We start from the raw sequence: 18,334 nt of genomic DNA, 5'->3' as shown, positions 1-18,334 counted from the left end.
TGGCACCGCTGCTGACGCCCCGGGCCGGGCTCCCGCTGCACGTCGTCGTCGCGCCCGACAAGTTCAAGGGGTCGCTGACCGCGCTCGAGGTGGCCGAGCGGATCGCCGCCGGCTTCGGCGCGGGCCTGGCGGCCGCCGCGGCGGAGGGTGCCGCTGCGCCCGGGCCCCTGCTGCGCACCACCGCGCTGCCCGTGGCCGACGGCGGCGAGGGCACGGTCGAGGCGGCGCTGGCCGCCGGCTGGCGGGCGCTGCGGGTGCGGGTGGCGGGCCCCACCGGCGAGCGGGTGGAGGCCGTGCTGGCCCGCGAGGGCGACGTCGCCCTCGTGGAGATGGCGCAGGCCTCGGGGCTGGACCGGCTGCCCGGCGGCCGCCGGGCCCCGCTGACGGCGAGCACCCGCGGCACCGGCGAGCTGGTGCGCGCGGCGCTGGAGGACGGCGCCCGCGAGGTCGTGCTCGCCGTCGGCGGCAGCGCCTCCACCGACGGCGGCGCGGGGCTGCTCGCGGCGCTGGGGGCCCGGCTGCTGGACGCCGCCGGGGACCCGGTCCCCGACGGCGGGGCGGGCCTGGCCCGGCTGGCCCGCGTCGAGCTCGACGGCCTGGACCCGCGGGTGCTGCGGGCCCGCTGGACGCTGGCGGCGGACGTGGACAACCCGCTGCTGGGCGAGCGCGGCGCGGCCGCCGTCTTCGGGCCGCAGAAGGGCGCGGGAGGCGGCGGGGGCCGGCGCCGCGGGCGGCACGGGCCTGGTGGCCCTCGGGCTGCTCGGGGCGCGGCGGCGGCCCGGCGTCGAGGTCGTCCTCGAGCTCGCGGGCTGGGCGCACCGCGCGGCCGGCGCGGACCTGGTGATCACCGGGGAGGGCAGCTTCGACGAGCAGTCGCTGGGCGGCAAGACCCCCGTGGGGGTGGCCGCGGCGGCCGCCCGGCTCGGCGCCCCCGTCGTCGTCCTCAGCGGGCGGCGGGCGCTGGCGCAGCAGCGCTGGCGGGCGGCCGGGTTCGCCGACGCGCGCGCCCTCACCGACCTGGAACCCGACCCCGCCACGTGCATCGCGCACGCCGGGCCGCTGCTGGAGCGGCTGGCGAGCGAGCTCGGCGCCGAGGTCGCGGCCGAGCTCAGCGCGGCTGGCAGGTGGGGCACCAGGCCAGGTGCCGGCTGACCATCTGCGCGTACGCCACCGGCGTCCCGCACACGCGGCACGGCAGCCCCGCGCGGCGGTAGACGTAGAAGACGTCGTCCACCGTCGGCCTGCCGCGCGGGCGGGTGCGGTGCTCGGGGCGCGTGGTGACGATCCGGCCGGCGCGCAGCCCGGCGCGCAGCAGCACGAGCAGGTCCGCCCACAGCGCCCGCCAGTCCGCCGGGCTCACCTCGCGGCCGGGCCGGTAGGGGTTGACGCCGGTGCGGAAGAGCACCTCGGCGCGGTAGATGGCCCCGACGCCGGCGACGACGTCCTGCTGCATGAGCAGCGCGCCGATGCTGGTGCGCGAGCGGGAGATGCGCTCGTAGGCGCGCTCCGGGTCGGCGTCGGCGCGCAGCGGGTCCGGCCCCAGCCGGGCGTGCAGGGCCGCCACGCCCGCGGGGTCGAGCACCTCGCAGGCCGTGGGGCCGCGCAGGTCCGACCAGCCGCCCTCGCCCTGCAGGCGCACGCGGACGGCGCCGCGCGGCGGCGGCGCCTGCCCGTCCCCGACCGTCCACGCCCCGTACAGGCCCAGGTGCACGTGCAGCACGCGCCCGGCGCCGAAGTCGGCGAGCAGGTGCTTGCCGTGCGCCTCGGTGCCCTCCAGCCGCCGCCCGTCCAGCAGGGCGGCGCCGTCGGCGAAGCGGCCCTGCGGGCTGCTGACGCGGACCTCGCGCCCGCCGAAGCGCTCGCGCACCCGGCGGGCGTCGCGGTGGACCGTGTGCCCCTCGGGCATCAGGCCCCGTCGCCGGGGCGCTCCCCGTCCGGCAGCGCGGGCAGCTCGCCGGTCTCGGCGTAGGCGGTGAGCATCTCGATGCGGCGCACGTGGCGGGGGTCGTTCGAGAACGGCGTCGCCAGGAAGACGTCCGCCAGGCGGGTGGCCTCCTCGGGCGAGTGCATGCGCGCGCCGATGCCGACGACCTGGGCGTCGTTGTGCTCGCGCGCCAGCCGGGCGGTGTCCTCCGACCAGGCCAGGGCGCAGCGGATGCCCGGCACGACGTTCGCGGCGATCTGCTCGCCGTTGCCGGAGCCGCCGATGACGATGCCCAGGCTGCCCGGCTCCCGGGCGACCGCGACGGCCGCGCGCAGCACGAACGGCGGGTAGTCGTCGCTCGCGTCGTAGGCGCGGGCCCCGTGGTCCACGACGTCGTGGCCCTGCTCGCGCAGGTGCGCCACGAGGTGCTCCTTGAGCTCGAAGCCGGCGTGGTCGGTCCCGATGTGCACGCGCATGGCGCAAGCTTGGCAGGCCCGCCCGGAGGCGGCGCGCGGGGGCGGGCTCAGTCGAAGACGGGGCCCTGGGTGCGGGTGCGCTTGAGCTCGAAGAAGCCGGGGACGCCCGCCACGAGCAGGCAGCCGTCCCACAGCCGGCCGGCCTCCTCGCCCCTGGGCGTCGGGGTGACGACGGGCCCGAAGAAGGCGACGTCGCCGAAGGCCACGACGGGGGTGCCCACGTCCTCGCCCACGCGCTCGATGCCCTCGCGGTGGGAGGCGCGCAGCTCGGCGTCGTAGGTGTCGGTGCCCGCGGCGGCCGCCAGGTCGGCGGGCAGGCCCACCTCGTCCAGCGCCGCGGCGACCACCGCGTCGAAGTCCTTGTCCCCGCCGGGGTGGATGCGGGTGCCCATGGCGGTGTAGAGCGGCAGGACGACGTCCTCGCCGTGCAGCAGCCGGGCGGCGGTCACCACGCGCACCGGCCCCCAGCCCTTCGCCATGAGCTCCTGGTACTCCGCCGGCAGGTCGCGGCCCTCGTTGAGCACCGACAGGCTCATCACGTGCCAGCGCACGCGCACCTCGCGCACGCGCTCGACCTCGAGCATCCAGCGCGAGGTCATCCAGGCCCAGGGGCACATCGGGTCGAACCAGAAGTCGGCGGTGGCGCTCGCGGCGGTGCTCGTCGTCATGCGGCTCATCCTGCCCCGGGCCACCGGGCCCGGCGAGGGCGAGGGCGGCCCGGGTCCGCCGCCCCCGCGCCGGCGCCTCGTGGCAGAGTGCTCGGCACCGCGCCGGACGCCGTCCGCGCGCAGCGGCCACGACTGGAAGGACGTGCGGTGCCCGGCGAGAACCTGACGCGCGAGGAGGCGCGGACCCGCGCCGCGCTCGTGCGGGTCGACCACTACGACGTCGACCTGGACCTGACGACCGGACCGGAGACGTTCCGCTCGACCACCGCGGTGCGCTTCACCGCGACGGCCGGCGCCTCGACCTTCATCGACCTCATCAGCGCGGCCGTGCACGAGGTCGTGCTCAACGGCCGCGCGCTGGACCCCGCGGCCGTCAGCGACGGCGTGCGGGTGCAGCTGGACGACCTCGCCGCCGACAACGAGCTGCTCGTCGTGGCCGACTGCCGCTACATGAACACCGGCGAGGGCCTGCACCGCTTCGTGGACCCGGTCGACGACGAGGTCTACCTGTACTCGCAGTTCGAGGTCGCCGACTCCCGGCGGGTCTACGCGGTCTTCGAGCAGCCCGACCTCAAGGCCGAGTTCACCTTCACGATCACCGCGCCCGAGCACTGGCGGGTGGTCTCCAACGCCCCCGTCGCCGCCACGCACCCGGTCGAGGCCGGCAAGCGGTGGACCTTCGAGCGCACGCCGCGGCTGTCCTCCTACGTCACCGCGGTCGTCGCCGGTCCCTACGAGGGCTCCGAGGACTCCCTGGTCAGCGCGGACGGCCGGACGATCCCGCTGGGGGTGTACTGCCGCAAGTCGCTCGTGCAGCACCTCGACGCGCACAACCTCGTGGCCACCACGCGGGCCGGCTTCGAGTTCTTCGAGCGCGAGTTCGACCGCCCGTACCCCTTCGCCAAGTACGACCAGGTCTTCGTCCCCGAGTTCAACGCGGGCGCCATGGAGAACGCCGGCGCGGTGACCTTCGTGGAGTCCTACGTCTTCCGCTCCAAGGTCCCGCAGGCCACCGTCGAGCGCCGCGTCGTGACGGTGCTGCACGAGCTGGCGCACATGTGGTTCGGCGACCTGGTGACGATGCGCTGGTGGAACGACCTGTGGCTCAACGAGTCGTTCGCCGAGTTCGCCTCCACGCTCGCCGCCGCGGAGGCGACGGAGTGGAAGGGCTCGTGGACCACCTTCAACTCCCTGGAGAAGTCCTGGGCCTACCGCCAGGACCAGCTGCCGACCACGCACCCCATCGTCGCCGAGATCAACGACCTCGAGGACGTCGAGGTCAACTTCGACGGCATCACCTACGCCAAGGGCGCCAGCGTCCTCAAGCAGCTCGTCGCCTACGTGGGCCGCGAGGAGTTCCTCTCCGGGGTGCGGGCCTACTTCCGCCGGCACGCCTTCGGCAACACCGAGCTCGTCGACCTGCTGCGCGAGCTGGAGACCACCTCCGGGCGCGACCTGGGCGCCTGGTCGCGCGAGTGGCTGGAGACCGCGGGGGTGGCGACGCTGCGCCCGGTGCTGCAGACCGCCGAGGACGGCACGATCACCGCGGCCTCCCTGCAGCAGGAGGCGCCCGCCGAGCACCCGCACCTGCGCGCGCACCGGCTGGCGGTCGGCTGCTACGACCTCGTCGACGGGGTGCTGACGCGCACCGCGCGCTTCGAGCTGGACGCGGCGGGGGCCGCCACCGACCTGCCGCAGCTGGTGGGCCGGCGGCGCCCGGACCTGCTGCTGGTCAACGACGACGACCTCGCCTACGCCAAGATCCGGCTCGACGGGGTCTCGCTGGCCACCGCGCTGCAGCACCTGGACGCCTTCGAGGAGTCGCTGCCGCGCTCGCTGGTCGCGGCGGCGCTGTGGGACATGACCCGCGACGGGGAGCTGCCCGCGCGCGAGTACGTCGACCTGCTGCTGACCACGCTGCTGCCGGGCAAGGCGGCCACCGCCGACTCCACCGTGGCGCTGGTGCTGCTGCGCCAGCTCAGCACGACGGTGGAGCTGTACACGGCACCGGCGCACCGCGAGCAGGTGCGCGCCCGCACGGCGAGCACGCTGCTGCGGCTGCTGCGGGCGGCCGCCCCCGGCAGCGACGTGCAGCTGCAGTTCGCGCGCGCCTTCGCCGGCTTCGCCCGCAGCGAGGAGCACCTGGCCGTCATCGCCGGGCTCTACGACGGCTCGCAGGCCATCGAGGGCCTGGAGGTGGACGCCGACATGCGCTGGGTGCTGCTCACCTCGCTGGTGGCCGGCGGGCGCGCCGGCGCGGGCGAGGTCGACGCGGAGCTCGAGCGCGACCGCACCGCCACGGGCCAGCGCTCGGCCGCGGCGGCCCGGGCGGCGATCCCCTCCCCCGAGGCCAAGCAGCGGGCGTGGAGCGCCGTCGTGGACGAGGGCGACCTGCCCAACGCCGTCCAGGCCTCGGTGATCGCCGGCTTCGGCCGGGCCCACGAGGAGTCGCTGCTGCGCCCCTTCGTGGAGCCGTACTTCGCCGCCCTGCGCACGGTGTGGGCCGAGCGCACCAACGAGATGGCCCAGCAGGTCGTCACGGGCCTGTACCCGCTCGAGCTCGCCGACGCCGCGCTCGTGGAGCGCACCGACCGGTGGCTGGCCGAGGAGGCCGACGCCCCCCCGGCGCTGCGCCGGCTGGTGCTGGAGAACCGCGACGGCGTGGCGCGCGCGCTGCGCGCCCAGGAGCGCGACGCCTCCTGAGGCACCCCGCGCTCCCGCCCGCGCGGGGTCCCCGCCGCTCAGACGGCGACGGGGACCTTGCGCGGGCGGCCGCGGCCGCGCTTGAACGGGACGGCCACGCCGTCGACGAACAGCTCCCCGCCCCAGACGCCGACGGGTTCGCCGCGCTCGGTGGCGCCCGCCAGGCAGGCGGCGCGCACGGGGCAGTCGGCGCACAGCGCCTTGGCCACCGCGACCTGGTCGGGACGCTCGACGAAGAAGACCTCCGGCGGCGTCAGCGTGCACGGGACGTTCTCGGTGATCTCGACCACGGCACCAGCGTGGAGCGCGGGGCTTGCGACCCGGCTGCGAGCGGCGCCCGCCTGCCGGCCCGCACCGGCCAGCGGCGTGCAAGGCCCCCGCAAGGCGCGCGGGCGAGGGTGGTGGCATGGCGCACACCACGATCCCCGCCGAGCCCTGGCTGCCGTCCTGGTTCCGGCACCCCACCCGGCTCGAGCTGGGCAGCGGTCACCACCTGCGCCCGCTGCGGGCCTTCGACCTGGACCTCGACCTGCCCGCCGTGCGCGGCTCCCGCGAGCACCTGTGGTCCTGCTTCGGCGAGGCCTGGGGCTGGCCGCCGGCCGGGCTGGCCGCGGCCGACGACCTGTGCGACCTGCAGCGCCAGGAGCGCGAGATGGCCGAGCACCTCTCCTTCTCCTACGCCCTCCTCGACGAGGCCGAGAGCGAGCTGCTGGGCTGCGTCTACCTGGACCCGCCCCGCGGCGGCGGCGGGGAGGCGGACGTGGACGTCACCTGGTGGGTGGTCGACGCGCTGCGCGGCGGCGAGGTCGACGACCTGCTGGCCGCGGCCGTCGTGACCTGGGTGCGCCGGGACTGGCCCTTCACCCGGCCCCGCTTCGTGGGGCTGGACCTCAGCTGGCGGGAGTGGGCCCGGCTGCGGCTGCCGTGAGCGGCCGCACGCGGCCGGCGGTGCGCACGGACTCGGCCACCGGCGCCCGGCGCCCGGCGGCCAGCTCCCGCGCGTAGCGCTCCTCGCCGAGCGCGGCGCGCAGCCGCGCCTCGGCGGCCTCGCGCTCCACGCTGTCGCTGAGGTAGTAGTTGTGGACCTCGAAGCCGACCGTCTCGCGGGCCGCGCTCGCCGCGCCCAGCAGGCGCACCAGCGCCGCGACGTCCTCCCCGCCGCCCGCCCCGGGGGCGCGCAGCACCACCAGCGCCTCCAGGAAGTAGGCCAGGTTGGCCAGGTCGCCCATCTGCTCGGACAGCTCGATGCCCTCCTGCAGGTGGCGCAGCGCCCGGGTCGGGTCGGTGCCGGCGTCGGCCTGCGCGAGGTTGTAGAGGGCCAGGAACGTGGCGAGGCGGTCACCGTCGCGGCGCGCGAGCGCCAGACCGCTCTCGGCCTCGTGCCGGGCCGCGGCGGCGTCCCCGGCGCGCCAGTGCACGGTGCCCAGCCACACCCGGTTGAGCCGGACGATCCACGGCCCGTAGGTGTCCGGCGGCAGGGTGAGAGCCAGCTCGATCGCCCGCCGGTGCGCCTGCGCGGCGGCCGCCAGGTCCCCGCCCACCTGCGCGCAGATGCCCGCGCCGGCGATGCAGTTCGCGCGCGCCTCGTCGCGCTCGACGGGGTCGACGCCGACGGCGCGCTCGGCGTCGGCGAGCGCGCGCGCCCAGCTCCCGCTCGCCGCGGCGAAGTCCCCCTGGGCGAAGGCCATCGCACCCAGCGCGATCCGGGCCCGGACGGGCACCAGCGCCGCCGGGCCCTCCAGCGGGCTGCCGGCGGTGGCGTCCACGACGGCCCGCGCGCAGCGGCGGCCGACGACCACGTGGCCGTGCAGCCACCAGAACAACCAGGTCGCCCACGTCAGCCGGGCGGCGGTGGCGTGCTCCCCCGCCGCCATCGCCCACTCGAAGGCCGCGAGCACGTTGGCGTGCTCCAGCTCGGTGCGCTGCAGCCAGCGCACCTGCCCGGGCCCCCGGTACTGCGGGGCCGCCCGCTCCACCAGCCGCACGTGGGCCTCGGCGTGCGCGCGGGAGACCTCCGCGAGCTCGTCGTCGCCGAGCAGGCGACGGGCGTGCTGCTGGGTCGGCACGAGCATCGCGTAGCGGGGCTCGCCGTCGGGGAAGCTCACCGAGACCAGCGACGTCTCCACCAGCGCCTCGAGCTGCTCGAGCACCCCGGGGCCCTCCACGTCCTCGAGCACCGGCAGCGTCCAGCCGCCGGTGAAGACGGACAGCCGGCGGTACAGCCGCCGGCTGGGCTCGTCGAGCAGGCCGTAGCTCCAGTCCAGGGTGGCGCGCATGGTGCGCTGCCTGGCGGGCAGGTCGCGCGGGCCGGAGCTCAGGGCGTGGTCGAGCCGGCTGAGCAGCTCGGCGGGGCCCAGGACGCGGATGCGCGGGGCCGCCAGCTCGATGGCCAGCGGGATCCCGCCGAGCGCGCGGCAGATGTCCGCGACGACGGCGGCGTTGCGCTCGTCGACGACGAAGGCGGGCGCGACCGCGCGGGCGCGCTCGGCGAACAGCTGGACCGCCGGGGCCCCCAGCACGTCCTCGACCGCGGTGCCGGCGGGCACCCGCAGCGGTGCGACGCGGTGCTCCACCTCCCCGCTGACGCGCAGGGGCGCGCGGGAGGTGGCCAGCACGACCAGCTGCGGGCAGCGGCGCACCAGGGCCGCGACGTCGACGGCCGCGTCGAGGAGGTGCTCGCAGTTGTCCAGCACCAGCAGCGCCCGGCTGGTGCCCAGGTGCGCCACGACGGCGGCGAGGGCGTGCGGACCCTCCGCGGCGGGCAGCCCGAGGGCCCGCACGACGGCCGGCAGCACGGCCGCCGCGTCGTCGAGGACGGCCAGCGGCACGAACACCGTCCCGTCGGGGAAGCGGTCGGCGGCGGCGAGCGCCGCGGCCACGGCCAGCCGGGTCTTGCCGACCCCGCCGGTGCCGGTGAGGGTCACCAGGCGCTCGCGCCCCAGCACGTCGAGGAGGCGCTCCAGGTCGTCGGAGCGGCCCAGCAGCGGGGTCGTCGCCAGCGGCAGCGCGTCCGGCACCACCGTCGGGCCCGCAGCTGCGCCGGCCGTCCTCGAAGGCCTGCAGGGCGTCGGCCTGGCGCCCGCAGCGGTAGAGCGCGAGCACGAGGGCGGCGCGCAGCTCCTCGCGCAGCGGGTGCGCCAGCACCAGCTCCCGCAGGTCGGGCACGACCTCGCGGTGCCGGCCGAGCACGAGGTCGAGGCGGGCGGCCAGCTCCAGGCCCTGCAGCCGCAGGTCCTCCAGCCGGCGGGCCTCCCGGCGGGCGAAGTCGGCCTCCACGTCGGCGTAGGCGGGCCCGCGCCACAGCCGCAGCACCTCGGCGACGTCGCCGCGCGCTGGCCACCGCGGGCAGCGACCCGGCGGGGGCCAGCGCGCGGCGCAGCAGCTGCTCGAAGCGGGCGGCGTCCAGGGCCTCCGGCGCCAGCGCGAGCTGGTAGCCGGGGGCGCGGGTGAGCAGCACCTGCCAGGGGCCCGCGCCGGGCTCCAGCAGCCGGCGCAGCCGGGAGACCGAGCTGTGCAGGGTGGAGGTGGCCGGCCGCAGCCCGCCGTCCTCCCAGACCCGCTCGGCGAGCACGGCGGCGGGCACGACGCGGCCCGCGTCGACGACGAGGGCGGCCAGCACGGTGCGCAGCGTCGGCGACAGCACGGCCGCCGCCGCGGAGGAACCCACCTCGAGGGCGCCGAGCACCCGCACCGCGACTCCGGAGCGCACCGGCACACCGTAGCGAGCCGGCGGGGCGCGCACGGTCGGTCGGTGCACAGCGCTCTGCAAGCCGGTCGCAAGGTGCGGCTGGCACGGTGGTCGTGCTCCAGGGGGGAGCGCCGGGACCCGCCCCGGGGGGAGGCGGGTCCCGGCACGAGCGTTCAGCCGGCCGGCGGCGGGGGGTCGCCGGCCTCGGGCACGCCGGCGCGCACGGCCCGGTCCACGGCCCGCGCCAGCGACTGCGCGCGCGGGTCGTCCGGCAGGTCGTCCAGCAGGACCACCTTGCCGTCGGGCCCGGTGAGCGGCATCCGCCAGTTCGGGTACTCGTCGGAGGTGCCCGGCTGGTTCTGGGTGCGCCGGTCGCCCACGGCGTCGACCAGGGAGACCCCGACCATCAGCGAGGGCGACAGCGCGAGGTAGCGGTGCAGCGCCTCCACGGTCTCCTGCTCACCGGCGTCCTCGGCCAGCAGGCCGCGCTCGCGGACCAGGCCGAGGATGCGCTCCTGCTCGGCGCGGTCGCGGGCGCGCTCGGTCTCCACCGGCCGGGTCAGCAGGCCCAGCCGGTCGCGCAGCGCGACGTGCTCCTGGGCGAGGTAGCCCGCCGTCGGGGGCAGGTCGTGCACCGTGACGCTCGCCAGCGCCAGCTCGCGGTAGTCCTCGGGCGCGCGCGGGGAGGAGCCGTCGTACTCGAACCACAGGACCGCGCTGCCGAGGACGCCGCGCTCGGCGAGGTAGTCGCGCACCCACGGCTCGACGGTGCCGAGGTCCTCGCCGACGAGCACGGCACCGGCCCGCTGCGCCTCCAGGGCCAGGATCCCGATGAGCGCCTCGTGGTCGAAGGTGACGTAGGTGCCCTGCGAGGGCGGGGCGCCCTGCGGGATCCACCACAGGCGGAACAGGCCCAGGACGTGGTCGACGCGCAGGCCGCCGGCGTGGCGCAGGATCGTGCGGACCATGTCGCGGAAGGGCCGGTAGGCGAGGTCGGCCAGGCGGTCCGGGCGCCACGGCGGCTGGCTCCAGTCCTGGCCCTGCTGGTTGAAGGCGTCCGGCGGGGCGCCCACCGTGACGCCGTGGGCGAGGGCGTCACCCAGCGACCACACGTCGGCGCCGTCGGGGTGCACGCCCACCGCGAGGTCGTGGACGATGCCCGGCCCGGTGCCCGGGGCGGTGGCGGCGTCCTGGGCCTCGCGCAGCTGCTCGTCGCACTGCCACTGCAGCCAGCGGTGGAAGTCGATGCGCCCGGCGAGCTCGTCGAGGACGCCGGCGGCGCGGGCGGCCTCGAGGTCGCGCACCTGCTCGGGCCAGTCGGCGGTGGGCAGCCCGTGGCGCTCGGCGAGCGCGCACCAGGCCGCGAAGCCCGTCAGGCCGGGTTCCTCGGCGGCCGCGTAGCGGCGGAAGGCGGCCTCGCGGGCGGGCGTGCGGCCGGCGGCGTGGACGATCTCCAGCGCCTCGCGCTTGGCGGCCCAGGCGGCGTCGCGGTCGATCTCGCCGGGATCGGTGTCGGCGGGGCGCACGCGCTCGGCCAGGCGCTCGAGGCGCGCGCGGTCGGCCGCGGGCAGGTAGGCGACCTCCCGGACGTCCTCCACGCGCAGGTACAGCGGGTTGACGAAGCGCCGGGTCGTCGGCAGGTACGGGGAGGGCTCCATGGGCGGCACCGGCTGCGCGGCGGCCAGCGGGTTGACCAGCAGCCAGCCGGCGCCCTGCTCGGCGGCGAGCGCGGACAGCTCGGCGAGGTCGGCGAGGTCGCCGACGCCCCACGAGCGCGAGGAGCGCACCGAGTACAGCTGCGCCTGGTAGCCCCAGCTGCGCCCGCTCTGCAGCGCCGGCGGCAGCTCCAGCACGTCGGGGGTCACCACGACGGGGCACTCGGCCTCGCCGGCGGGGGTGCGCGCGCGCAGCACGTGCCAGCCCAGCGGCAGGTCGTCGGGCACCTCGAAGGTGGCCCGGCCCGTGAGCCGGCCGTCCACGCGCACGGGGTCGACCCAGCGGTCGACCTGCCGCAGCGGCGCCCACCCGTCGCCGCCCTCCAGCTCGACGACGACCTCGACGGGGTCGCCGTGCGGCACGTGCACGGGCACGTGGTGCGGGCGCCCCTCGCGGGTGACGACGACGGGGGGCAGCACGCGGCGCCAGGCCCGCAGCCGCACCTCGGCCAGGGAGGCCTCGACGGCGGCGGGCGTGGAGACGTCCAGGCCCATGGCGGTCAGGACCGCTTCGACCGTGCCGCGGGGCACGGTCGTCGTCTCGCCCTGCCAGTCCGTGAAGGTGGTGGCGACGCCGCAGGCTGCGGCCAGGTCGGTCAGCTGCGGAGCCAGCCGGGGCTGCTCGACGCGCTCGTCGGAGGGCACTCGCCGACTCTGCCAGAGGTGCGCCCGCTCGGCACGCGGCGAGCCGGGCGGCGGGCGCGGGCGAGCGGCCCTCCCTAGGGTGGCGGGCATGGACGCCCAGCCCTCCCGCAGCGCGGGTCCCGGACCGGAGCTGGCCCCCCGGCTCGACGTGGTCGACGAGCTGCACGGCACCCCGGTCGCCGACCCCTACCGGTGGCTGGAGGACCGCGAGGACCCGCGCACGCTGGCGTGGTCGCGCTGGCAGGACGAGGCGTGGTCGGCGTGGGTGCGCGAGCACGCGGGCGCGCAGCGCCTGGAGGAGCGGGTGCGCGAGCTGATGTCGACGGGGTCGGTGGGGGCGCCCGTGCACCGCGGCGAGCGGGTCTTCCGCGGCCGGCGCGAGCCCACCGCCGAGCACGCGGTGCTGCAGGTGCGCGACGGCGACGGACCGGTGCGCGTGCTCGTGGACCCGGCGGCCCTGGACCCCAGCGGGGCGACGACCCTGGACGCCTGGCGCCCCAGCACGGAGGGCGACCTGCTGGCCTATCAGCTGTCCGAGGGCGGCAGCGAGGAGAGCGTCCTGCGGGTGCTGGACGTGGCCAGCGGCGAGGTCGTCGACGGCCCGGTGGACCGGGCGCGCTACTCGCCGGTGGCGTGGCTGCCGGCCCGCGAGGGCGTGGAGCACCGCGAGTTCTACTACGTGCGCCGGCTGCCGCCGGAGCAGCTGCCCGAGGACGAGCGCCAGTACCACCGGCGCGTGTACCTGCACCGGCTGGGCACCGACCCCGCCACCGACGTCGAGGTGTTCGGCGCGGGGATGTCGAAGACCAACTACTACGGGGTGTGGACCTCCCGCGACGGCCGCTGGCTGGTCGTCAGCGCCTCCGACGGGACGGCGCCGCGCAACGACGTGTGGATCGCCGACCTCGCCGACCCCGCCGGCGGCGGTGCGGCGGCGCCGCGCTTCACCCCGGTCGTCACCGGCCTGGACGCGCAGACCAGCGCGTGGGTGGGCCGCGACGGGCGGCTGTACGTGCTCACCGACCTGGACGCGCCGCGCGGGCGGCTGGCGGTGGCCGACCCGGCCGCCCCGGGGGTCGAGCACTGGCGCGACCTCGTGCCGCAGGGCGCGGCCCTGCTGGAGGACGTCGCCGTCCTCGACGGCCCGCAGCTGGAGCGGCCGCTGCTGGTGGTGGGCTGGACCGAGCACGCGATCAGCTCGGTGACCCTGCACGACCTGGTCTCGGGCGCGCGCCTGGAGGGTGCGCGCGGGCGCCTGGAGCTGCCGGGGACGGGGTCGATCGGCGGTCTGGTCACGCGCCCGGAGGGCGGGCACGAGCTGTGGTTCGGCTACACCGACACCACGACGCCCGCGCACGTGTGGCGCTTCGACGCCCGCACGCACGACGTCGCGCTGGACGCGCGCCCGCCGGGGGCCGTCGAGGTGCCCGCGGTGGTCAGCAGGCTGCTGGAGTACCGCAGCGACGACGGCACGACGGTGCGGCTGCAGGTGACCGCGCGCCGCGACCTGCTCGACGCCGAGGGCCGCCCGGCCGCCCCCGCGCCGACGGTCCTCTACGGCTACGGCGGCTTCGGCATCAGCCTGTCCCCGCACTACGCCCCCGACGCGCTGGCCTGGGTGGAGGCCGGCGGGGTGTACGCGGTGGCGAACCTGCGCGGCGGCGGCGAGGAGGGCGAGGACTGGCACCGCGCCGGCATGCGCGAGCACAAGCAGGCCGTCTTCGACGACTTCCACGCCGCGGCCCGCTTCCTCGTCGCCGAGGGCTTCACCACCCACGAGCAGCTGGCCGTGCACGGCGGCTCCAACGGCGGGCTGCTCGTGGGGGCGGCGCTGACCCAGCAGCCGCAGCTGTGCGCGGCGGTGGTGTGCTCCGCGCCGCTGCTGGACATGGTCCGCTACGAGCTGCACGGGCTGGGCGCGACGTGGAGCGAGGAGTACGGCACGGCCGCCGACCCCACCGAGCTGGGCTGGCTGCTGTCGTACTCGCCCTACCACCGCGTGGTGGAGGGCACCGCCTACCCGGCGGTGCTGTTCACCGTCTTCGACGCCGACAGCCGGGTGGACCCGCTGCACGCGCGCAAGCTGTGCGCGGCGCTGCAGCACGCCACCTCCTCCGACCCCGCGCGGCGGCCGGTGCTGTTGCGCCGGGAGAAGGACGTGGGGCACGGTGCCCGTTCGGTCTCGCGCAGCGCCGGGCTGGTCCGCGACACGCTGGCCTTCGCCGCGTGGGCCACGGGCCTCCCGCTGGCCTGACCCGTCCGCGCGGGCGCCGCCCGCACCGCTGTGAAGGAGTTGCTCGACCCCGTGCTCGACCCGATCACCGACGCCCTCTCCACCGTCAGCACCGACGAGGCGACCGACGGGGCCGGTGCCGTGCTGCGCTTCCTGCTCGACAAGCCGCTGAAGGTCCTCGTCGTCCTGCTCGTCTGCTTCGTCGCCCGCTTCCTGCTCCTGCGCCTCATCGGCCGGGTGGCGACGGGCATCGCGACGGGGGCGGGCAAGCTGGGCGGCGGCCGCCGCAACGGGCTGCTGGAGAGCTCGCCGCTGCTGTCCGAGCGCCGCCAGCAGCGCGCCGAGACGCTCGCCTCGGTGCTCAAGAGCACCGTCACGTTCGTCGTCGGCGTCCTCGCGGTGCTCGTGGTGCTGGACACGGTCGGCATCTCCATCGGCCCGTTCCTGGCCTCGGCCGGGATCGCGGGCGTCGCCCTGGGCTTCGGCGCGCAGGCGCTGGTGAAGGACTTCCTGTCCGGCTTCTTCATGCTCGCCGAGGACCAGTACGGCGTCGGCGACGTCGTCGACCTCGGGGACGCCTCGGGCACCGTGGAGGCCGTCGGGCTGCGGGTGACGCGGCTGCGCGACGTCAAGGGCACCGTCTGGTACGTGCGCAACGGCGAGATCCTGCGCGTGGGCAACCAGAGCCAGGGCTGGGCGCGGGCCGTCGTCGACGTCGCGGTCGCCTACGGCGAGGACCTCACCCGCGCCCAGGAGGTCCTGCTGCGGGTGGCCGAGCAGCTGGCGGGCGAGGAGGAGTGGTCGGAGCTGGTCATCGACGCCCCCGAGGTGTGGGGCGTGGAGCAGATGGCCGCCGACGGGATCGTGCTGCGGGTGGTCGTCAAGACCGCGCCGCTGCAGCAGTGGGCGGTGCAGCGCGAGCTCAACCGCCGCATCAAGGGCGCCTTCGACGCCGAGGGCATCGAGTTCCCCTTCCCCCAGCGCACGGTGTGGCTGCGCAACGACGACGAGCGGCGCCCGCAGCACCGCCCGGCCGGCTCCCCGACGGCGGGGGTGGACCCCCAGCCGCCGCCGCGCAGCGAGGCCGACGTGGCCGTCGCCGACGCCGCGGCCGCCGACGCGCACAACCCGCACCGGGGGCTGTGAGGCGCCGGCTCGCGGGGCGGGGCGCGCGCTCGCACACTGACCGGGTGAGCGACACCGCCCCCATCGCGCAGCTGCCCGGCACGCCCTCGGGCGACGGCCGGCTCGCCCTCGTGACGGGGGTCAGCGGCTACATCGGCGGCCGCCTGGTGCCCGAGCTGCTGCGGGCGGGCTTCCGGGTGCGGGCGATGGCCCGCCGGCCGGAGGTCCTGCGCGACCGCCCGTGGTCCGGGCAGGTGGAGGTGGTGCGTGCCGACGCCACCGACCCGGAGGCGGTGGCGCGGGCGCTGGAGGGCGTGGACGTCGCCTACTACCTCATCCACGCCATGAGCGCCGGCGGGTCGTTCTCGGCGGTCGACCGGCGCACCGCGCGCACGTTCGCGCGGGCCGCGACGGCGCAGCGCGTGGGGCGCATCGTCTACCTCGGCGGGCTCTTCCCCGACGACGAGGAGCTGTCCCGGCACATGGAGTCGCGCCGGGAGGTCGGGGAGATCCTGCTGGACTCCCCCGTGCCGACGACCGTGCTGCGCGCCGCGGTGATCCTGGGCTCGGGCTCGGCGAGCTTCGAGATGATGCGCTACCTCACCGAGCGGCTGCCGGCGATGGTCTGCCCGGCGTGGGTGAGCAACCGCATCCAGCCCATCGCCGTGCGCGACGTGCTGCGCTACCTCGTCGGCTCGGCCGACATGCCGCCGGAGGTCGACCGCGCCTTCGACATCGGCGGCCCGGACGTGCTGACGTACCTGGACATGATGCGCGGCTACGCCGAGGTCGCCGGGCTGCCCAAGCGGCGGGTGCTGCCGGTGAGGGTGATGTCCCCGAGCCTGTCGAGCCACTGGGTGGGCGTGGTGACGCCGGTGCCCAAGGAGATCGCCCGCCCGCTCGTGGAGAGCATGGTGCACGAGGTCGTCTGCAAGGAGCACGACGTCGCGCGCTACGTGCCGGACCCGCCGCAGGGGCTGATCGGCTTCCGCGAGGCGGTGGAGCTGGCGCTGCAGCGCGCGCGCGAGGCCAACGTGGCGACCCGGTGGAGCTCGGCGTCGGTGCCGGGCGCGCCCAGCGACCCGCTGCCCTCGGACCCCGACTGGGCCGGCGGCAACCTCTACGTCGACGACCGCACGACCGTGGTGGACGCTCCCCCGCACGTGCTCTGGCAGGTGCTGGAGGGCATCGGCGGCGAGAGCGGCTGGTACTCGTGGCCGATGGCGTGGGCGGTGCGCGGGGTGCTGGACCGCTTCTCCGGCGGGCCGGGCCTGGTGCGGGGCCGGCGCGACCCGGACCACCTCGTGGTCGGCGACGCCGTGGACTGGTGGCGGGTGGAGGAGCGCGAGGAGGACCGGCTGCTGCGGCTGCGCGCGGAGATGCGGCTGCCGGGGCTGGCCTGGCTGGACCTGCGGGTGGAGTCCGACCCCGTCGGGCGCACGCTCTTCCGCCAGCGGGCGCTGTTCCACCCCCGCGGGCTGGCCGGGCAGGCGTACTGGGCGGCGATCAGCCCCTTCCACGACGTCGTCTTCGGCGGGATGCAGCGCGGTGTGCGGCGGGCGGCGGAGGCGCGGGCGCGTGCGGAGGCCCGGCCGGCAGGGGCGACACTGGTGGCGTGAGCCCCGAGAAGCCCCTGGTGCGCCCGCAGAACCTCATCGGCCGCAAGCCCGCCGGTCCGGACGGCGGGACCCGCTCCTTCTACGACGAGGTGGGCGGGCACGAGACGTTCGTGCGCCTCGTCGACGTCTTCTACGACGGCGTCGCGGCCGACGAGGTGCTGCGCCCGATGTACCCCGAGGCCGACCTGGGCCCCGCCAAGGAGCGGCTGCTGCTGTTCCTGGAGCAGTACTGGGGCGGGCCGACGACGTACTCCGAGCAGCGCGGGCACCCGCGGCTGCGGATGCGGCACGCGCCGTTCAAGGTCAACCCCGACGCCCGCGACCGGTGGCTGACGCACATGCGCGGGGCCGTGGCGGCGCTGGGGCTGGTGCCGGCGCAGGAGGGCGTCCTGTGGGACTACCTCGACCGCGCGGCGCACAGCATGCTCAACACCTTCGAGGACTGAGGCTCCGAGGGCTGGAGCCCCCTCCCCCGCGCAGGCACGCCTCCTCGGGCAGGTTCTCGCGCGCCCACTCGGTGAGGGCCGTCAGCGCGGGCGAGAGCGCCCGCCCGGCGGCGGTCAGCTCGTAGACGACGGCCACGGGCGGTCCCTCGTGGACGGTGCGGCTCACCAGCCCGGCCCTGCTCAGCTCGGTCAGCCGGTCGGAGAGCACGGAGTCGCTGATGCCCGCGACGGCGCGGCGCAGGTCGGAGAAGCCGCCGGGACCGTTGGTGAGGGTGGCCAGCAGGACCCCGTTCCAGCGCTTGCCGAGGAAGCCGAAGGCCCGGGTCAGCGCGCCGTCGCACGCCCTGGGGTCGTGCTCGGGCCGCTCGACCCGCTGCCGCAGCGCCTGCTCGTCCACCCGCGCAGTGTACGCGGGACTACTTCGGGCGCTGCTACTCTTCTTTTCGAAGCGACTCGCGTTGCACTACCGAGAGGAGAGCCGAGATGACCGTCCTGGACGAGCGCCCCACCGGTCTGGACGAGGCGGCCCGCGCCGCCCTGTTCACCGCCGCCCGCACCGCCAACACCTTCGCCGCCACGCCCGTCACCGACGAGCAGCTGGCGCAGGTGTGGGAGCTGACCCGCTGGGCGCCCACCGCCGCCAACACCCAGCCGATGCGCGTGCTCTACGTGCGCAGCCCCGAGGCCAAGGCCCGGCTGATCCCGCACCTGGCCGACACCAACCGCGACCGCGCGGCCGGCGCCCCCGTCACCGCCGTCCTGGCCCTCGACGACCGCTTCCACGAGACGCTGCCCACCGTCGCCCCCTTCATGGCCGGCATGCAGCCGGTGCTGGAGGAGGACGCGGCGATGCGCGCCGAGATGGCCGGCTACAGCGCCGCGCTGCAGGCCGGCTACTTCGTGCTCGCCGTGCGCGCGCTGGGCCTGGCGGCCGGCCCGATGGGCGGCTTCGACAAGGCCGGCGTCGACGCGGAGTTCTTCGCCGGCACCTCGTGGCGCTCGCACCTGGTCGTCAACATCGGCTACCCCGGCGAGGGCGCCTTCCGCCCCCGCCTGCCGCGGCTGGCCCCCGAGGACGTCGTCCGCTTCGCC

General features: G+C 76.7%; 14 protein-coding genes and 3 pseudogenes. 8 read left to right on the top strand and 9 right to left on the bottom strand.

All coding sequences use genetic code 11. The features are described 5' to 3' along the window. Positions 1-35: 35 nt before the first annotated feature. A pseudogene (locus tag GTQ99_RS26740) lies at positions 36-1,152 on the top strand (glycerate kinase). Here GTQ99_RS26740 and GTQ99_RS08310 read toward each other — a convergent pair. Genes GTQ99_RS08310 through GTQ99_RS08300 form a run of 3 tightly spaced genes read right to left on the bottom strand, consistent with a single transcriptional unit; the run spans position 1,109 to position 3,068 of the window. Next, complete coding sequence (locus GTQ99_RS08310) at positions 1,109-1,906, bottom strand: Fpg/Nei family DNA glycosylase (RefSeq protein WP_166615272.1); 798 nt, start codon at positions 1,904-1,906, stop codon at positions 1,109-1,111. The pseudogene GTQ99_RS26740 and the gene GTQ99_RS08310 sit on opposite strands and share 44 nt — an antisense overlap. After that, positions 1,906-2,400 (bottom strand): ribose-5-phosphate isomerase, encoded by a 495-nt coding sequence (locus GTQ99_RS08305; protein ID WP_166615271.1) that lies wholly within the window; start codon positions 2,398-2,400, stop codon positions 1,906-1,908. Before GTQ99_RS08305 ends, GTQ99_RS08310 begins: the two co-directional genes overlap by 1 nt. Before the next feature lie 47 nt (positions 2,401-2,447). Continuing rightward, on the bottom strand, positions 2,448-3,068 hold the full coding sequence (locus GTQ99_RS08300) for a mycothiol-dependent nitroreductase Rv2466c family protein (protein WP_166615270.1): 621 nt from the start codon (positions 3,066-3,068) through the stop codon (positions 2,448-2,450). Positions 3,069-3,215: 147 nt separating this feature from the next. Between GTQ99_RS08300 and pepN the strand changes: the two genes are divergently transcribed. After that, positions 3,216-5,771 carry an aminopeptidase N gene (gene pepN, locus GTQ99_RS08295; protein ID WP_166615269.1) on the top strand — a complete coding sequence of 852 codons (2,556 nt, stop codon included), beginning with the start codon at positions 3,216-3,218 and terminating at the stop codon, positions 5,769-5,771. 38 nt (positions 5,772-5,809) lie between these two features. Here pepN and GTQ99_RS24920 read toward each other — a convergent pair whose 3' ends face one another. Continuing rightward, the gene (locus GTQ99_RS24920; RefSeq protein ID WP_420814527.1) at positions 5,810-6,061 is read right to left on the bottom strand and encodes a WhiB family transcriptional regulator; all 252 of its coding nucleotides are present in this window, start codon (positions 6,059-6,061) and stop codon (positions 5,810-5,812) included. 116 nt (positions 6,062-6,177) lie between these two features. Here GTQ99_RS24920 and GTQ99_RS08285 point away from each other — a divergent pair, with 116 nt between their 5' ends. Continuing rightward, the gene (locus tag GTQ99_RS08285) at positions 6,178-6,699 is read left to right on the top strand and encodes an N-acetyltransferase (protein ID WP_166615267.1); all 522 of its coding nucleotides are present in this window, start codon (positions 6,178-6,180) and stop codon (positions 6,697-6,699) included. On the opposite strand, the gene GTQ99_RS08280 is transcribed toward GTQ99_RS08285, so the two are convergent. From GTQ99_RS08280 to malQ, 4 genes and pseudogenes are all read right to left on the bottom strand, one after another. Further along, positions 6,662-8,791 carry an AAA family ATPase gene (locus GTQ99_RS08280; RefSeq protein WP_166615266.1) on the bottom strand — a complete coding sequence of 710 codons (2,130 nt, stop codon included), beginning with the start codon at positions 8,789-8,791 and terminating at the stop codon, positions 6,662-6,664. The genes GTQ99_RS08285 and GTQ99_RS08280 overlap by 38 nt on opposite strands. Before the next feature lie 28 nt (positions 8,792-8,819). Further along, positions 8,820-9,083: pseudogene (locus tag GTQ99_RS27515) on the bottom strand (BTAD domain-containing putative transcriptional regulator); the annotation flags it as partial. A gap of 172 nt (positions 9,084-9,255) precedes the next feature. Next, a pseudogene (locus tag GTQ99_RS27510) lies at positions 9,256-9,354 on the bottom strand (hypothetical protein); the annotation flags it as partial. Positions 9,355-9,632: 278 nt separating this feature from the next. Further along, entirely contained in the window at positions 9,633-11,819 is a 2,187-nt protein-coding gene (gene malQ, locus GTQ99_RS08265; RefSeq protein ID WP_338074822.1) for a 4-alpha-glucanotransferase, read from the bottom strand. An 88-nt stretch (positions 11,820-11,907) separates the two neighbouring features. Here malQ and GTQ99_RS08260 point away from each other — a divergent pair, with 88 nt between their 5' ends. Genes GTQ99_RS08260 through GTQ99_RS08245 form a run of 4 tightly spaced genes read left to right on the top strand, consistent with a single transcriptional unit; the run spans position 11,908 to position 17,242 of the window. Then, positions 11,908-14,073, top strand: coding sequence for a prolyl oligopeptidase family serine peptidase (locus tag GTQ99_RS08260; protein ID WP_166615264.1), 2,166 nt, complete (start codon positions 11,908-11,910; stop codon positions 14,071-14,073). A gap of 51 nt (positions 14,074-14,124) precedes the next feature. Beyond that, positions 14,125-15,198 (top strand): mechanosensitive ion channel domain-containing protein, encoded by a 1,074-nt coding sequence (locus GTQ99_RS08255; protein WP_166615263.1) that lies wholly within the window; start codon positions 14,125-14,127, stop codon positions 15,196-15,198. A gap of 44 nt (positions 15,199-15,242) precedes the next feature. After that, on the top strand, positions 15,243-16,796 hold the full coding sequence (locus GTQ99_RS08250; RefSeq protein ID WP_338074820.1) for an SDR family oxidoreductase: 1,554 nt from the start codon (positions 15,243-15,245) through the stop codon (positions 16,794-16,796). 17 nt (positions 16,797-16,813) lie between these two features. Continuing rightward, positions 16,814-17,242 carry a globin gene (locus GTQ99_RS08245; RefSeq protein ID WP_420814528.1) on the top strand — a complete coding sequence of 143 codons (429 nt, stop codon included), beginning with the start codon at positions 16,814-16,816 and terminating at the stop codon, positions 17,240-17,242. On the opposite strand, the gene GTQ99_RS08240 is transcribed toward GTQ99_RS08245, so the two are convergent. Next, positions 17,223-17,624, bottom strand: coding sequence for a winged helix-turn-helix transcriptional regulator (locus GTQ99_RS08240; RefSeq protein ID WP_166615273.1), 402 nt, complete (start codon positions 17,622-17,624; stop codon positions 17,223-17,225). The two genes, GTQ99_RS08245 and GTQ99_RS08240, sit on opposite strands and share 20 nt — an antisense overlap. Positions 17,625-17,725: 101 nt before the next feature. Between GTQ99_RS08240 and GTQ99_RS08235 the strand changes: the two genes are divergently transcribed. Beyond that, positions 17,726-18,334: malonic semialdehyde reductase (locus tag GTQ99_RS08235; RefSeq protein ID WP_166615261.1), on the top strand; the 609-nt coding region annotated here is incomplete at its 3' end.

This window comes from Kineococcus vitellinus, assembly GCF_009906315.1.
Lineage (GTDB): Bacteria > Actinomycetota > Actinomycetes > Actinomycetales > Kineococcaceae > Kineococcus > Kineococcus vitellinus.
Note: the sequence above shows the minus strand (reverse complement) of the source record. Positions and strands in the feature narration are given on the sequence as shown.

Coding starts and splice junctions, on each gene's coding strand:
- GTQ99_RS08310 (WP_166615272.1), bottom strand. CDS start 1,906: ATGCCCGAGGGGCACACGGTCCACCGCGACGCCCGCCGGGTGCGCGAG.
- GTQ99_RS08305 (WP_166615271.1), bottom strand. CDS start 2,400: ATGCGCGTGCACATCGGGACCGACCACGCCGGCTTCGAGCTCAAGGAG.
- GTQ99_RS08300 (WP_166615270.1), bottom strand. CDS start 3,068: ATGACGACGAGCACCGCCGCGAGCGCCACCGCCGACTTCTGGTTCGAC.
- GTQ99_RS08285 (WP_166615267.1), top strand. CDS start 6,178: ATGGCGCACACCACGATCCCCGCCGAGCCCTGGCTGCCGTCCTGGTTC.
- GTQ99_RS08260 (WP_166615264.1), top strand. CDS start 11,908: ATGGACGCCCAGCCCTCCCGCAGCGCGGGTCCCGGACCGGAGCTGGCC.